Consider the following 15,271-nt stretch of genomic DNA (forward strand, 5'->3'; position numbering starts at 1 on the left):
CCCCCGCGCGCCGCCCCGTGAGAGCTGGCGTCAGCGGAAGTCCCGCGACCGGTGCGCCACCCCGGTGCGAAGGTCTTCGAAGGCATCCGCCAGCACGTTGATGACGCCCTCGTCCGACCGCTCGAGGATGCCGCGAATGATGAGCGCCGGGGAGTCCCGGGCGACACGGCGGTAGCGGTTCCAGACGCCGACCGAGCAGATGACGTTCACCAGCCCGCCCTCGTCCTCCAGATTGAGGAAGGTCACACCCGCTGCCGTCGCGGGCCGCTGACGGTGCGTGACGAGACCCGCGACCTCGACGCGGCGCCCGGTCTCGTGCGTGCGCAGATCGGTCGATGCGAGCACCCCACGGTCGCGCAGCGCCGCGCGGAAATGCAGCATCGGATGGTCGTCGGTCGAGACCCCCGTTGCCCACAGATCGGCGGAGAGGCGCTCGTAGCTGGTCTGGTCGGCGAAGAGGGGCGGCTGCACCGCCACCGCGGTGCCGGGGAGGTACCGCGAGCGGTCTTCGGCGGCGGCACCCGCCATCCAGATGGCCTCGCGTCGGTCCAGCCCGAGGCACGCGAAGGCTCCGGCGGTCGCGAGCGCCTCCAGCTGTGCGGCCGTGGCATCCGTCCGCCGCACGAGGTCGTGCAGGTCGCGGTACGGGCCGTGCGCTTCGCGCTCGGCGACGATCCGCTCGGCCATCGGCACCCCGATCCCGCGTACCCCGCTCAGGCCCATCCGCACGGCGTAGCCGCCGTCGCGCCGATGCGCCTCCGCCTCGTCCGGGGCGCTCCGGTCGAACCGCAACGTCGGCGGCTGGGGAACCGCGCGGCACGACTCCCGCCCCGTCGGACCGGCCGGGGTCGCGTCGGTCAGGGGTTCGAGGGTCTCGGTCGCGCCGGACAGCTGCAGATCGGGGCGCCGCACCTCCACCCCGTGTCGTCGCGCATCGGCGGTCAGTGTGGCGGCCGAGTAGAACCCCATGGGCTGCGAACGCAGCAGTCCGGCGAGGAACGCAGCGGGGTAGTGCAGCTTGAGCCACGAGCTGGCGTACACGAGCAGCGCGAACGACAGTGAGTGCGATTCGGCGAACCCGAAGTTCGCGAAGGCCTGGATCTGCGCGTAGATGCGGTCGGAGGCATCCTGGTCGAGTCCGCGCCGCTCCATGCCCGCATAGAGCTTCTCGCGCACCTTCTCGATCTTCTCGAGTCCGCGCTTGGACCCCATGGCCCGCCGCAGCAGGTCGGCCTCGTCGGCCGTGCAGTCGCCGACGGCCGTCGCCATCTGGATCAGCTGCTCCTGGAAGATGGGGATGCCCAGCGTGCGTTCGAGGATCGGCTCCAGATCCGCGTGCGGGTAGGGGATCGGGAACTCCACCGGGGCCTCGCCCCTGGCCGCTCGGGCGCGGTTCTCCTCGTCGACCCTGTCCTTCTCCATCTTGCGGCGCACGAACGGATGCACGGCCCCGCCCTGGATGGGCCCGGGGCGGATGAGGGCGATCTGGATCGCCAGGTCGTAGAACCGCCGCGGCTGCAGGCGGGGGAGGAGCCCGATCTGCGCTCGGGACTCCACCTGGAACACCCCGATCGAGTCGGCGCGGCACAGCATGTCGTACACCCCCGGCTCCTCCTTGGGGATGTCCTCCAGCGTCCACAGCTCGCCCGTGGCCTCGTGGATCAGGTCGAAGCAGTGCTGCAGGGCCGCCAGCATCCCCAGGCCCAGCAGGTCGAACTTGACCAGGCCCATGAAGGCCGCGTCGTCCTTGTCCCACTGGATGACGGTGCGGTCCTCCAGGCGTGCATGCTCCACGGGTACGACCTCGCCCACCGGACGCGCCGTGAGCACCATCCCGCCCGAGTGGATGCCGAGGTGCCGGGGCGCCTTCATCAACTCGCCCGCGTAGGCGAGCACGTTCTCGGGGATGTCGTGCCCCTCGGCCGGTTCCAGACCCGTGCTCCAGCCGTCGACCTGTCGCGACCAGGAGTCCTGCTGACCCACGGAATGACCGAGCGCCCTGGCCATGTCGCGCACCGCGTTCTTCGGGCGGTACTGGATCACGTTCGCCACCTGCGCGGCACGCTCCCTGCCGTACTCGCGGTAGACCCATTGGATGATCTCCTCGCGGCGCCGGGAGTCGAAATCGACGTCGATGTCGGGCTCCTCCTGTCGGGTGGTGGCGAGGAACCGTTCGAACGGCAGGCCGTAGAGGATGGGGTCGACGGCGGTGATGCCCAGCAGGTAGCAGACGGCGCTCGCCGCGGCCGATCCCCGACCCTGGCAGAGGATGCCGCGCCGACGGGCTTCGGCGACGATGCCGTGCACGATGAGGAAGTACCCGGGGAAGTCCTTCTCCTCGATCACGTCGAGCTCGCGCGCGATGCGGCGCCGGCCGTCCTCGCCCAGGCGGGGGTAGCGGCTCGGCACCGCCTCCCACACCAGCCTGCGCAGCCAGCTCATGGGCGTGTGCCCCTCCGGCACGTCCTGCTTCGGCAGGGCGGGGCGCGCCAGCCGCAGGGGGAAGGCGGATGCCTCCGCCAGGTCGAGCCCGGCGGAGATGGCGCCCGGATACCGGAGGAACCGCGCCGTCATCTCGGCTCCGCTGCGGAGGTGGGCGCCGCCGTGCGCGGGCATCCATCCGTCGAGCTCGTCCATGCTCCGCACCGCACGCACCGCCGCGATCGCCTCCGCCAGCGGTGCCTTCTGCGGGGTGGCGTAGTGCACGTTGTTCGTCGCGACGACGGGCAGGCGCATCCGCCGTGCCAGCTCCGCCAGCTCGTCGTTGCGCCGGGAATCGAGCGGATCCCCGTGGTCGAAGAGTTCCACCGCGACGTTCTCGGCCCCGAACATCCCGGTCAGCCGTCGCAGGGGCGAGGCGGCGTCACCCGCCTCGAGTCCTCGGCGCACCGCGCCCTTGCGACAGCCGCTGAGGATCGTCCAGTGGCCGCCCGCGCTCTCGACGAGATCGTCGATGTCGTAGACGGGGCGCCCCTTCTCGCCGCCGCGCAGCTGCGCCCGGGTGATCGCGCCCGAGAGGCGGTGGTAGCCCTCCATGCCCCGGGCGAGCACGAGCAGGTGCTCGCCCTCGGGGTCCGCCGCTCCGCGCTGGGGTGCCGACAGGCCCAGCGACAGCTCGGCCCCGAACACGGTCTGCAGCTTCACGTCCATGAGCTCCGCCACCTCGGCGAAGCGCGCCGCGCCGTAGAAGCCGTCGTGGTCGGTGAGCGCGAGCGCGCTGAGCCCCAGGCGCTCGGCCTCGATCAGCAGCGCCTCGGGGGAGGAGGCGCCGTCGAGGAACGAATACGACGAGTGCGCATGCAGCTCGGCGTAGGGAACCGCATCGTCGGGTCGCGGGGTGGAGGTCGGAGGGAGCGACTTGCGCCGCCGGCTGACCGGTCCGGGGTCGGCACGAACGCCGATGGGCTCAGCGCTCGGCGGCTCACCGGCCAGAGTGCGCTGCAGCTCGGCCCAGGTCTGGGGAGGGTTGTGCCATCCCATCAGCGGTACCTGCCCTCGGCCCACCAGCGCCCGCCGGCGCAGAACATCAGCCAGGCCCGGTCCTTCTCGTCGACCACTTGGAAGCGGTGCCCGCGTTTGCCGCCGCCGGCCGCCCATCGGCGCTCGTTCACCGGCCACGGCCCGGCCCAGGCGTGCACTGCGGCACCGTCGACGAAGGCGGGATCGGCCGAGAGCAGCCCCCGGTCGTCGATGCGCACCGCCTCGCCGGCCCCGTCGGTGACCCCCAGGGGCCGCGGCGGGCGGAAGACCTCGGCCGGCAGCGGGTCGGGCAGGCTCCCCGGCCACGGAGACGACGGGTCGCGCGGGGCGACGGGCCGCTCGCCCCACGGAGTGAGCACCTGCCGGTCGGCGAGCCACCGCCCACCGGCGACCGCCGCCGTGACGACACCCTCGTGCCCGAGCATCGTCTGCACCCGCGAGACGGCGTGGTGCAGGCGTTCGTCGGTGCCCGAACCGAAGAGTCCCGGCTGGTGGTGCGCGGCGTCGTCGACCGCCACCGGCACGATCCGCACCGCGACGATGCCGCCGAACGCCCGCGCCTCGTCGACGGGCTCCTTCGCGTTCCGCGCGGCGAGCGCCTCCAGCTGCCAGCGCACCCGGTCGACCAGGTCGGCGGCGTCGAAGCACGACGGATGCAGCCACGGGCGACTGAACACCTCTCCGTCGTCATCGGTGAGATCGATGCGCACCTCGGTGCACACGACGGATGCCTCGCCCAGGGCCAGCATCACGGCATCCGCGGTCTGCCGCACGGCGAACGCCACCTGGTCGGCCCCGCTCAGCGGCGTCTCGAACTCCACCGTGCGCACCAGCTCGGGGTCGGGCGGGCGCGGGGTGAGCGGTCGGGAATCGGCGCCGGCGGCCAGTGCCTGCAACCGGGTGCCGCGCTCGCCGAAGCGGTCGCGCACGTCGGCCACCGGCAGGGCGGTGAACTCGCCCAGCGTGCGGATGCCGAGGCGCATCAGGAGAGCGGTGAGCTGTTCGTCGCGCAGCACCTGCACGGGATAGGGGGCCAGGAACTCGCGGGCGCCGCCCGCCGGCACGACCGTGCACCGCTGCGGACCCCGGGCGGCGATCTCGGCGGTGAAGGGGCCGTCGGCGACGCCGATGCGCACCTCGGGGAAGCCCGCATCGGCCAGCACGGAGACGAGTGCCTCCGCTGCTTCGGCCTCGCCGCCGTGGTACCGGGCGATGCCGCGCGAGCGGAGTACGGCGAGCCCCGGACGCAGCGGGGCGACGCCGGGCGCGTGCTCCTCGATGAGCTGCAGCACCGGCACGAAGGCGCGCTCGTCCTTGGCGGGGTCGTGGGGGAGCACCTGCAGCGACGAGAGCCGCCCCTGCGCCTCGCGGCGTCGCTGCCCCGCCCGCACGCCGTGCTCGCGGGCCGAGGCGCTGCAGGCGACCACCGTGTTCGCGTGCAGGAGGGCCGTCGGCGGATGCGGGAGCGCGCCGCCCAGAGCAGCGCGCAGGGGCCAGTCCGGGAACCACAGCACCAGCACGCGGAGGGGCTCGTTCATCCCGCCTCCGCCCAACGGAGGAGCTCGGGCGCGGGGTCCGCGGCGGGAGTGCGCTGCGGGAGGGCGGGGAGTGCGGCGAGCTCGGGGGTCACCGGCTCGAGGGATCCGTCCCGACCGGGCAGGCGCACCCGCACGCTGGCGGGCAGGGGGCTGCGCCGGGTGCGGGCGGTCACCGTGACGGTGCGGTCGGAGAGCAGTCCCCAGCCGGCGCCGAGGCCGTTCCACTCCGGATCGTGCACGCGGATCGATCCTTCGCTCTGCGGCCAGACGCCGGTGACGAGCAGCGTGGTGCCGCGGTCGCGCAGCCGCGCGCTCAGGCGCGAGACGTCGGCGTCGCGCAGACGGCCGCCCGGGTGCACGGCGATGAGCGGGACGACCTCGGCCAGGGCGGAGGTGGCGGCGAACCAGCGATCGCCCGGGTCCGGCACGAGGATGAGGCGGTTCAGGTCGATGCCGAATCCCGCCGCGGCCTCGACCCCGAGGGTGGGCATGCCGATCACGGCGCACCACAGTCCCTTCTGCGACGCCGCCCCCATCAGGGCGAGCACGAGACTGGGAGAGGGGGAGAGCGAGTACGACGTGCCGGTCAGCAGCCCCTCGTCCGGGAGGAGGGGGGCGAGGGCGGGGTCGAGCGGCAGCAGCGTCTGATCACTGCGCCGCCGCTGCATGCGACTGATCTCGCGGCGCAGCCGCAGCACCTCTCCGGCGCGTGTGTCGCTGGTCGGAGAGAGCGCGGTCACCGCATCGAGCCCGATCCCCATACATCCATCCTCGAAGAGATATTCGAATATATCAAGTGCGGTTCCGACGATACTTCGTACATCGGACATCGCGATTCGGATGCCACCTCCCCCCGCGTCGACTTATCCACACGCTCCTCCGGCCCACCCCGGCGATCTCCTAGCCTTCCGGCATGGATCCGCGTCTCAGCCTCGTCGTGCTCGTCCACCTCGCCCTGGTCGGCATCGGCGGATGGCTGATCGCCATCGACGCGCGCACGCATCGACTGCCCGACCGCATCGTGCTCCCCACCCTCGCCGCGCTCCTCGCGCTCGCCGTCGTCGACGCCCTCGTCACCGGAGATCGCGCCCCCTCGATCCGCGCGCTGCTGGGCATGATCGCCCTGGGCGGCTTCTACGCCCTCCTGCGCCTGATCAGCCGCGCGGGCATGGGCGGGGGAGACGTCAAACTCGCCGCGGTGATCGGCCTGGTGCTGGCCTGGCACGGGTGGACGCCGTTCGCGGTGGGGGCGGCATCCGCCTTCGTCCTCGGCGCGCTCTACGTGCTCGTGCTCCTCGCGCTCCGCCGCGTCGATCGCCGCACCCGCATCGCCTTCGGCCCGTGGATGATCGTGGGCGCCGCCCTGGGCATCCTCGTCGCCTGAGCCGCCCGATCCGCGCATCGCCATCGGTGCGGGGATAGGGTGAGCACATGGCACTCGCACGACTCCACGGAGGCCCGCTCGACGGGCAGATCATCCCCCTCGGCGACGCGGACGACAAGCTGATCGTCCCCTACAGCGAGACCCAGGTGGTGTACGAACGCCGAGGCGAGCCGCAGCACACCGGCTCAGACGACGGCCCCACCGAGGTCGACTACTGGTACGACGAGTCCCTCGAGAACCTCACCACCGGCGATGACTGAACCGTCGCGGAGCGTCGAGGTCGAGCGCAAGTACGACGTCGACGCCGCGACGCCCCTGCCCGTGTGGACGGCTGTCCCCGGTGTCGATGCCGTGACCGAGGGCGAGCTGCGCGCACTCGACGCGCAGTACCTCGACACCGCCGATGCGGCGCTCGCCCGCGCCGGGGTCGCCCTGCGCCGCCGCACCGGAGGGCCCGACGCGGGATGGCACATCAAGGGTCCGCGCGAGGGCGACGGACGTGTCGAGCTCGGGTGGCCGCTGGGTGACGACGATCGAGTGCCGGATGCCGTCGCCTCGACGCTCTCGCGGTGGACGACCGATGCGCTGACGCCGCTCGCGCGCATCCGCAACGATCGCACGGCATACCTGCTCGAAGGCGCAGGCGGCGTCATCGCCGAGTTCGTCGATGACCGTGTGCGGGCGACCGACGTCCGTCAGGGGATCGAACGCGAGTGGCGCGAATGGGAGGTCGAGCTCGGCCCCGCGGCTCCCGCCGACGCCGAGGGGCGCGCGGCGTTCTTCGCCGCGGTCGACGAGGCCGTGCGCGCGGCCGGGGGCCGTGATGCCGCCTCCGACTCCAAGCTCGCCCGTGCGCTCGGCTTCTGACGCGTCGCAGAGCACCGCGATCCGCCGCAACCCCCTACCCGCCCTCCTCGCGCGGTGATTGAGTGGCACTATGACCCGACCCGCCATCCTGCGATCGTTGCAGACCATCGTGCCCGATACCGTGCTGGCGCAGGACGCCGTCCGCGACGTCTTCGCCCGCCAGCCCGGCCTCGGGCGTCTGGCGCAGCGCATCGTGACGGCATCCTTCGACGGCTCGGGCATCGACACGCGCCACACCGTCATCGAAGAGCTCTCGCCGTTCGCCGAGGTCGACGAGCCGGTGTTCTACGACCGGGAGTCGAACCTGCTGCTCTCGCCGACCACCGGCACCCGCAACGACGTGTACGTGCGCGAAGCCACTGCCCTCTTCACGGCCGTCGCGCAGCAGGCGCTCGATGCCGACCCCGATCTGCAGGCCTCCGACATCACGCACGTGATCACCGTGTCGTGCACCGGCTTCCATGCGCCAGGGCCCGAGTACGAGATCGTCCGCGCGCTCGGTCTGTCCGACAGCGTGCAGCGCTTCCACCTGGGATTCATGGGCTGCTACGCCTCGATGCCCGCGCTGCGGGCCGCGAGCCAGTTCTGCGCCGCCGACCCCGACGCGGTGGTGCTCGTCGTGAGCGTCGAGCTGTGCACGCTGCACCTGCGCACCTCGGAGGACCCGGACACCATCGTCGCCACCTCGCTCTTCGCCGACGGTGCGGCGGCCGGGATCGTCACGGCTCGCCAGCTGCCCTCCCCGATGCCGTCGCTGAGCCTCGACCGCTTCCACACCGCGATCGTGCCCGAGGGGGAGAAGGACATGGCGTGGACGATCGGCGACTCCGGCTTCGAGATGATCCTCTCCACCGCCGTGCCCCAGATCATCGGCGAGACGATCCTCGGCGCCCTCCGCCCGCTCTACGTCGGCGAGCACGACATGTCGCTCGCCTTCGAGGAGGGCACGATCGGCGAGCGGGTCGCCCACTGGGCGGTGCACCCCGGGGGCCGCAGCATCGTCGACCGCGTGCAGGAGCGCCTGCACCTCAGCGACGACCAGATGCGCCCGGCCCGCGAGGTGCTGCGGCGCAACGGCAACATGTCGAGCGCCACGATCCTGTTCGTGCTCAAGCACATCCTCGAGCAGGAGGGGGCGGAGCGGGGCGACCGCGTGGCGGCGATGGCCTTCGGGCCGGGGCTCACCGCCGAGAGCGCGCTGATGACGATCGAGACGCCGCGGCCGCTCGATGCCTGACCTGCGCGAGCGGGCCACCGGTCTGCGCGAGCTCATGGACGACCCGGGCGCCGACCTGCGCCTGCTCGAACGCACCTACGACCGCTTCACGTACGTCAACGCGGTCGTGTCGCGGCCGGGTCTGGTCTACCGGCGCGACGTGCGGCCGCGCGCACGACGCGGCCCGATACGCATCCTCGACATCGGGGCGGGTGGCGGCGACCTCTGCCGCTCCCTCGCCGCTCGTGTGCGTCGAGACGGTCTGCGCGCCGAGATCACCGCGCTCGATCCCGACGAGAGAGCGATCGCCTGGGCCGAGGAGCACGACGACGGCGCGGGCATCCGCTACCGGGCCGCGCACAGCTCGCAGCTCGTCGCCGAGGGCGAGCGCTTCGACGTGGTGCTCTCGAATCACCTGCTGCACCATCTGACCGGGGCGGAGCTTCGTGCGCTGCTCTCCGACAGCGAGCGCCTGGTCGCGCACGGCGGCGTGGCCGCGCATCACGACATCGCCCGCAGTCGCACCGCCTATGCCGCGTTCGCCGTGGGCACGGGCCTGCTGTCGACCACACTGCTGGCCGACTCGTTCATCCGCATCGACGGGCTGCGGAGCATCCGTCGGTCGTACACGGCGCGCGAGCTCTCCGCCGTCGCCCCCGCCCCCTGGCGTGTGCGCTCCCATCTGCCCGCCCGACTCGAGCTGCGCTGGGAGCCTCCGCATGCCCGACCATGACGTGGTGATCGTGGGCGGCGGTCCGGTCGGAATGCTCCTCGGCTGCGTGCTGCGGCAGCGGGGCGTGGATGCGGTGGTGCACGAGCGACGCATCGATTCGGACCAACGCAGCCGCGCGATCGGCATCCACCCACCGGGTCTCGCCGCTCTCGACGCGGCCGGCGTCGGAGAGGCGATTCGGCGCGAGGCGCTTGCGCTGCGCGGCGGCGACGTGGTGAGTCAGGGCAGGACGCTCGCGGCGATCGACTTCCCGTCGGACCGCCCCGTCCTCACGCTCGGACAGCAGCGGATGGACGCATTGCTGCGCGCACGCCTGCAGGCGCAGGGGGCGGACGCCGTGCGGTCCGGCAGCGCGGTCGGCGCTCTCGTCGACGAGGGACCGCGCGTGCGCGTGCTCACCGACGACGGACGAGGAGCCGGCGAGAGCACGGCGCGATTCGTCGTGATCGCCGACGGCGTGCACAGTTCGCTGCGCAGCGGTCTCGGCCCGCGATGGCGTCGGCGCCCGGGGCACGGCGAGTATTCGATGATCGACATCGACGATGCGGATGCCGGCGACCGGGCGACCCTGTTCTGCGAGCCGGACGGCTTGGTCGAGTCGTTCCCGCTGCCGAACGGTCGACGGCGGTGGGTGGTGCGGCGTCGCGCCGGAGACGAGGTCGAGACGGCCGAGGGGTTCGCCGCCACGGTGGAGCGGAGGGTCGGGATCCGACCGGACGTGCCGTGCGGGGTGCGGCCGTCGACGTTCCGCGCGACGCAACACCTCGCCGACCGCTTCGTGCGCGGCCGGATCGCGCTGATCGGCGACGCGGCGCACGAGGTGAGCCCGATCGGCGGACAGGGCATGAACATCGGCTGGACCAACGCCGTGCGTTTCGCGGATGCGCTGCCGACGCTGAGCGGGCTCGTGCCTCCGGACCTCGGGGCGTGGGAGGACCGGGCCCGACGCTCCGCGCGGCGCGCGCAGGATCGGTCCCGTTTCTATATGGCGATGGGGATGCCGCTGCCCTTCGTCGCCGCGCGCGGGCGCGAGGCCGTGATCCGGGCTCTCGGCGCGCGGTCGATGCGCCGTCGCTCCGCCGACCTCGTCACGATGAACGGTCTGTGACGCGCGAAGGCCCGGTCGCGCGAGCGCGGACCGGGCCTTCGAGACGGGCGATCAGAAGTTGATCATGTGCCCCGCGAGGCCGTGGAAGCCCTCCTGGAGTGCCTCCGACAGCGTCGGGTGGGTGTGCACGTTGCGCGCCAGCTCGAGCGCGGTGAGGTCCCACTTCTGCGCGAGGGTCAACTCGGGCAGCAGCTCGGAGACGTCGGGGCCGATCATGTGCGCGCCGATGAGCTCGAGGTGCTCGGCATCCGCGATCAGCTTGACGAAGCCGACCGGCTCGCCCAGGCCGTGCGCCTTGCCGTTGGCCATGAACGGGAAGGTGGCGACCTTGATGTCGCGCCCCTCGTCCTTCGCCTGCTGCTCGGTGAGGCCGAACGACGCGACCTGGGGCGAGCAGAAGGTGGCGCGCGGCATCATGCGGTAGTCGCCGAGCGGCATGGTCTCGGCCTTGCCGATCGTCTCGGCGGCGACGACGCCCTGGGCCTCGGCGACGTGGGCGAGCTGCAGCTTCGCGGTGACGTCGCCGATCGCGTAGATGCCCTCGACGTTCGTGCGCATGTGGTCGTCGATGTCGATCGCGCCGCGCTCGGTGAGCTTGACGCCCGTGTTCTCGAGACCGAAGCCCGTGACGTTCGGTGCGAAGCCGATCGACATCAGCACCTTCGAGGCCTCGATCGAGCCGGCCTGGCCGTCCTTGCCGGTGTAGGTGACGGTGACCGAGGAGCCGTTGTCCACGACGGTCTCGACCTTCGTGGAGGTGAGGATGTCGACGCCGTAGTTCTTGTACTGCTTGGCGATCTCCTTCGACACGTCGGCGTCCTCGTTGGGGAGAGCGCGGTCGAGGAACTCGATGATCGTGACCTTCACGCCGTAGTTCGTCATGACGTAGGCGAACTCCATGCCGATGGCCCCGGCACCGACGATGACGATCGACTCGGGCAGATCGCGGGTCATGATCTGCTCTTCGTAGGTCACGACGTTCTCGCTGAGCGTGACGCCCGGGAGGAGGCGGACGGTCGAACCGGTCGCGATGATGACGTTGTCGAACGTGACCTCTTCGGTCGAACCGTCGGACTTGGCGACCGAGATGGCCTTCGGGCCGGTGAAGGTGCCGCGGCCGTCGTACTCGGTGACCTTGTTCTTCTTCATCAGGAAGTGGATGCCCTTGACCCGGCCGTCGGCCACGACGCGGCTGCGGTCGAACGCCTTGCCGAAGTCGATGGTGAAGTCACCCGAGATGCCGAAGAAGTCGGCCTTGTGCTTCAGGGTGTGGGCGAGCTCGGCGTTCTTGAGGAGCGCCTTGGAGGGGATGCAGCCGACGTTGAGGCAGACACCACCCCAGTACTTCTCCTCGATGATGGCGGTGGACAGGCCGAGCTGCGCGCTGCGAACCGCAGCGACGTACCCACCAGGACCTGCACCGAGGATGACGACGTCGTAATGAGGCATGTCTCCAGCCTATCGCGCTGCGGGAGCGTCGGAATCGGGCGAGGAGCCCGCGCGGCGGTGCCGCTTCGACAGCACGACGGCAGCGGTGACGGCGGCGGCGAGCACGAGCAGACCGATGATCGCGAGCACCCAGACGAGCGCGGCGGATGCGGGGTTCTCGTCGGTGTCGGCCGGAGCCGTGGTCGCCGTCGTCGACGGGGCGGGCGCGGCCGTCGTCTCGGGGGTCGCGGTCGCCGTGACCGCGGGAGACGGTGCGTCGGTGGGCGCGCCGGAGGTCGTGGTGAACGTGAACTCGCCGGAGGTGGGATGCCCGTCGCTCGAGACGACCTTCCACACCACCCGGTACGTCCCGGCCTCGCCGCCCTCGGCGAGCGGCTGGGTGACCGTGGCGCCCTCGGTGACGGCGGCGCCGTCGGTGACGAGCGTCCCCGCGGCATCGGTCACCTGCACCTCGGTCGCGCCGTCGCCGGTGATGAGGTCGGCGCTGAAGGTGAGGACGAGCTCGGCGGGCAGCGTCTCGACGGTCGAATCCGCCTCGGGGCTCGACGACACGAGCGCATCGTGCGCGGATGCCGACATCGGGGAGAACAGGACGAGGAAGGCGGCCAGCAGCGCCGCGGCGAGGGCGGCGGGCGCGAGGGGGCGGCGCAGAGCGGTGGTGTTCACGGGACCAGCCTAGGAATATCCGGTGTGCACGCGCTGAGTACGACTCGCGGCTCCCGTCGGACCCTCTCGATCCGTTAGTCTGGTGAGCCAGGAGGGCAAAGTGACAGACAGCGAGAGCCGACCGGCCGCAGACGCGGCGATCCACCGCTCGGGCGAGCCCAGGCACGACGTGACGCAGACGTTCGGACACGACTCCGACCTCTCCTTCGTGCCCTTCGGCGTGGAGTTGACCGAGGTCGAACAGTCCGCCATCGCCGCGCTCCCGTCGGGGTCGGCGCTGCTCCTCGTGCGCTCCGGTGCGCTGGCCGGCGCGCGCTACCTGCTCGACACCGATGTGACGACGGTCGGGCGTCACCCCGAGGCCGACATCTTCTTCGACGACGTGACGGTCTCGCGCCGCCATGCCGAGATCACCCGTAACGGCACGTCGTTCGAGATCATCGATCAGCGCTCCCTCAACGGCACCTATGTGAACGGCGAGCGGTTCGACCGCAGCCCGCTCGTCGACGGGGCCGAGGTGCGCGTCGGCAAGTTCCGTCTCAACTTCTTCGCCTCCCCGGTCGACCGTTCCTCGGCGACCGCCTGATGGCGGCATCCGCCGCCCGCGAACGATCCTCGTCCGCGGGGCTGCTGAGCATCGGCCAGGTGCTGGCGCGACTCACGCCCGAGTTCCCGGATCTCACCTCCAGCAAGCTCCGCTTTCTCGAGGTGCAGGGCATCGTCACGCCCTCGCGCACCGAATCGGGCTACCGCAAGTTTTCGGCAGCCGACATCGAGCGTCTCCGTGTGGGACTCACCCTCCAGCGTGACCACTACCTGCCGCTCAGCGTCATCCGCGAACAGCTCGACGCCGCCGGTTCCGAGGCGTCGTCGATCGTCGCGCCGCCGTCGATCGCCCCGGCGCCGCGCCGGTACCGCCGCGACGAGTTGCTCGCGGCGGCGGGCGCCGGGCCGCAGATCCTGAACGATGCGATCAGCACCGGTGTGATCACGGCTCAGGAGACCTATCCCGAGGCGACCGTCGTGCTGCTGCGCGGTCTCGTCGCGCTCGATCGTCACGGCATCGAGCCGCGCCACCTGCGCTCGCTGCGTCAGGGCGCCGAGCGCGAGGTCGCGCTCATCGAATCGGCGCTCACCCCGATGCTGCGGCGCACCGACGCCGCCTCTCGCGCGCGGGCCAGCGAACTGGCCCCGGAACTGGCGGGGAAGATCGACGAGGTCCGCGCACTGTTCGTGAAGGATGCGATCGCCCGTCTGCTTTCGTAACGAACTGGTTGCGACACACCTTCGGTGCGCGGGCGATGTCGTTGCCGGTGCCGGGGTGCTGCTCTACCGTGGAGATAACCGTTCCAGGGAGGATAAGAAATGAATGCGGATGAGCTCGCAGGAGACCCGCGGTTCGTGACCGAACTCCTCTTCACCGACGGTCTGCCCGCCATGGACGACGAGGTCGGCTACCGCGGAGCGGTCGCCGCTCGTGCGGCGGGGATCACCTATCGTCAGCTCGACTACTGGGCGCGCACCGAGCTCGTGGTCCCGACGGTCCGCGGAGCCAGCGGCTCCGGGTCGCAGCGCCTCTACGGTTTCCGCGACATCCTCGTGCTCAAGCTCGTGAAGAGCCTGCTCGACACCGGCATCTCCCTGCAGCAGATCCGCACCGCCGTCGATGAGCTGCGACGCGCCGGCATCCGCGACCTCGCCGGTACGACCCTGATGAGCGATGGCGCCTCGGTCTACCTCTGCACCTCGAACGACGAGGTCATCGACCTCGTCAGCCGCGGTCAGGGCGTGTTCGGTATCGCCGTCGGCAAGGTGCTCCGCGAGGTCGAGTCCACGCTCGTCGAGTTCGATCCGACTGCTCCCGATCCCGTCGACGAGCTGGCGAGCCGACGGGCGAAGCGCTCCGCCTGACCCTCTGGACGAACGAGAACGGCCACCCTCCGAAGAGGATGGCCGTTTCTGCTGTCTGCGCAGATCACATGCCGAGCGGCCTCACGCCGGCGAGCCGTTCTCCGGCACCGCGATGCGGCCGGTGCGGATGATGCGGTCGAGCAGCTGGTCGAAGTCGGCCGCGAGCTCCTGCGCCGAGTCGCCGGGCCAGATGTGCAGCGGCTTCGCGGCGCCCTGCGCCTGCTGCAGCGAGGTGCGCTCGGGCAGCTGCGGCGAGAGCACCAGGGGGCCGAACATGTCGCGCAGCTCCTTGATGCGGAACTGGTGCTCGATCGACTGCGGACGAACACGGTTCACCACGATGCCCAGGGGCTGAAGGCGGGGGGAGAGGCCGCGGCGGATCTCCTCGATGGCGCGCAGTGCGCGGTCGGCGGCGGCGACCGAGAACAGACCGGGCTCGGTGACGACCATGACGCGGTCGCTGGCGGCCCAGGCGGTGCGGGTGAGCGCGTTCAGCGACGGCGCGCAGTCGATCAGCACGAGGTCGTACTCCGACTCGACGGCCGCGAGGGCTTCCTCGAGCTTCCAGACGTCGCGCACGCTCGGGTGGGGGCCGTCGAAGTTGATCGCCGACGGGCTGCCGATGAGCACGTCGATCGTGCCGGGGTGCACCTTCGCCCATCCGCTGGAGGTGATCGCCTGGCGGACGACCTTCTCCTTCGGGTTCGCGAGGACGTCGGCGACGTTGAGTCGCCCGGCGACCTGGATGTCCATACCGGTGGAGACATCCGACTGCGGGTCGAGGTCGACGACGAGAGTCCGGATGCCCCGGGCGAAGGCCGCAGAGGCCAGGCCGAGGGTCACCGTCGTCTTGCCGACGCCTCCCTTGAGAGAGCTGACGCTGAGTACGTGCACGACCTCCACGTTACCTTGCCCTAGT

Annotated in this window: 15 protein-coding genes; 9 read left to right on the forward strand and 6 right to left on the reverse strand. The window is 71.4% G+C overall.

The genetic code is table 11. The annotated features are described in order from the left end of the window. Window positions 1–30: 30 nt before the first annotated feature. From AC3A3J_RS08235 to AC3A3J_RS08245, 3 genes are read right to left on the reverse strand one after another with little or no spacing between them, the layout of a single operon-like run. Window positions 31–3,480: an error-prone DNA polymerase gene (locus AC3A3J_RS08235; protein WP_487671817.1), complete on the reverse strand. Its 3,450-nt coding sequence runs from the start codon at window positions 3,478–3,480 to the stop codon at window positions 31–33. Continuing rightward, window positions 3,480–5,018, reverse strand: coding sequence for a DNA polymerase Y family protein (locus AC3A3J_RS08240; protein ID WP_487671818.1), 1,539 nt, complete (start codon window positions 5,016–5,018; stop codon window positions 3,480–3,482). The genes AC3A3J_RS08235 and AC3A3J_RS08240 overlap by 1 nt, the downstream gene beginning before the upstream one ends. Then, complete coding sequence (locus AC3A3J_RS08245; protein ID WP_487671819.1) at window positions 5,015–5,779, reverse strand: hypothetical protein; 765 nt, start codon at window positions 5,777–5,779, stop codon at window positions 5,015–5,017. The genes AC3A3J_RS08240 and AC3A3J_RS08245 overlap by 4 nt, the downstream gene beginning before the upstream one ends. Before the next feature lie 152 nt (window positions 5,780–5,931). On the opposite strand from AC3A3J_RS08245, the gene AC3A3J_RS08250 reads away from it, so the two are divergent. From AC3A3J_RS08250 to AC3A3J_RS08275, 6 genes are all read left to right on the forward strand, one after another. Continuing rightward, window positions 5,932–6,402: a prepilin peptidase gene (locus AC3A3J_RS08250; RefSeq protein WP_487671820.1), complete on the forward strand. Its 471-nt coding sequence runs from the start codon at window positions 5,932–5,934 to the stop codon at window positions 6,400–6,402. Between the two features lie 47 nt (window positions 6,403–6,449). After that, the gene (locus AC3A3J_RS08255; RefSeq protein WP_487671821.1) at window positions 6,450–6,662 is read left to right on the forward strand and encodes a response regulator; all 213 of its coding nucleotides are present in this window, start codon (window positions 6,450–6,452) and stop codon (window positions 6,660–6,662) included. Further along, entirely contained in the window at window positions 6,655–7,269 is a 615-nt protein-coding gene (locus tag AC3A3J_RS08260; protein WP_487671822.1) for a CYTH domain-containing protein, read from the forward strand. The genes AC3A3J_RS08255 and AC3A3J_RS08260 overlap by 8 nt, the downstream gene beginning before the upstream one ends. A 70-nt stretch (window positions 7,270–7,339) precedes the next feature. After that, the gene (locus AC3A3J_RS08265) at window positions 7,340–8,506 is read left to right on the forward strand and encodes a type III polyketide synthase (RefSeq protein WP_487671823.1); all 1,167 of its coding nucleotides are present in this window, start codon (window positions 7,340–7,342) and stop codon (window positions 8,504–8,506) included. Then, a complete protein-coding gene (locus AC3A3J_RS08270; protein ID WP_487671824.1) occupies window positions 8,499–9,218 on the forward strand; it encodes a methyltransferase domain-containing protein in 720 nt (239 codons plus the stop codon). The genes AC3A3J_RS08265 and AC3A3J_RS08270 overlap by 8 nt, the downstream gene beginning before the upstream one ends. Beyond that, complete coding sequence (locus AC3A3J_RS08275) at window positions 9,205–10,326, forward strand: FAD-dependent oxidoreductase (protein ID WP_487671825.1); 1,122 nt, start codon at window positions 9,205–9,207, stop codon at window positions 10,324–10,326. Before AC3A3J_RS08270 ends, AC3A3J_RS08275 begins: the two co-directional genes overlap by 14 nt. Window positions 10,327–10,377: 51 nt before the next feature. Here the strand turns inward: AC3A3J_RS08275 and lpdA are convergent, their stop codons facing one another. Continuing rightward, complete coding sequence (lpdA, locus tag AC3A3J_RS08280; protein ID WP_487671826.1) at window positions 10,378–11,775, reverse strand: dihydrolipoyl dehydrogenase; 1,398 nt, start codon at window positions 11,773–11,775, stop codon at window positions 10,378–10,380. A 9-nt stretch (window positions 11,776–11,784) separates the two neighbouring features. Then, complete coding sequence (locus AC3A3J_RS08285; RefSeq protein WP_487671827.1) at window positions 11,785–12,441, reverse strand: copper resistance CopC family protein; 657 nt, start codon at window positions 12,439–12,441, stop codon at window positions 11,785–11,787. Window positions 12,442–12,541: 100 nt separating this feature from the next. Here AC3A3J_RS08285 and AC3A3J_RS08290 point away from each other — a divergent pair, with 100 nt between their 5' ends. From AC3A3J_RS08290 to AC3A3J_RS08300, 3 genes are all read left to right on the forward strand, one after another. Continuing rightward, window positions 12,542–13,027: an FHA domain-containing protein gene (locus tag AC3A3J_RS08290; RefSeq protein WP_487671828.1), complete on the forward strand. Its 486-nt coding sequence runs from the start codon at window positions 12,542–12,544 to the stop codon at window positions 13,025–13,027. After that, on the forward strand, window positions 13,027–13,707 hold the full coding sequence (ftsR, locus tag AC3A3J_RS08295) for a transcriptional regulator FtsR (protein ID WP_487671829.1): 681 nt from the start codon (window positions 13,027–13,029) through the stop codon (window positions 13,705–13,707). Before AC3A3J_RS08290 ends, ftsR begins: the two co-directional genes overlap by 1 nt. Window positions 13,708–13,806: 99 nt before the next feature. Next, the gene (locus AC3A3J_RS08300; RefSeq protein WP_487671830.1) at window positions 13,807–14,352 is read left to right on the forward strand and encodes a MerR family transcriptional regulator; all 546 of its coding nucleotides are present in this window, start codon (window positions 13,807–13,809) and stop codon (window positions 14,350–14,352) included. A gap of 81 nt (window positions 14,353–14,433) precedes the next feature. Here the strand turns inward: AC3A3J_RS08300 and AC3A3J_RS08305 are convergent, their stop codons facing one another. Continuing rightward, complete coding sequence (locus AC3A3J_RS08305) at window positions 14,434–15,246, reverse strand: ParA family protein (protein WP_487671831.1); 813 nt, start codon at window positions 15,244–15,246, stop codon at window positions 14,434–14,436. Window positions 15,247–15,271: the final 25 nt, after the last annotated feature.

This window comes from Microbacterium sp. Soil_N32 (genome assembly GCF_057655505.1).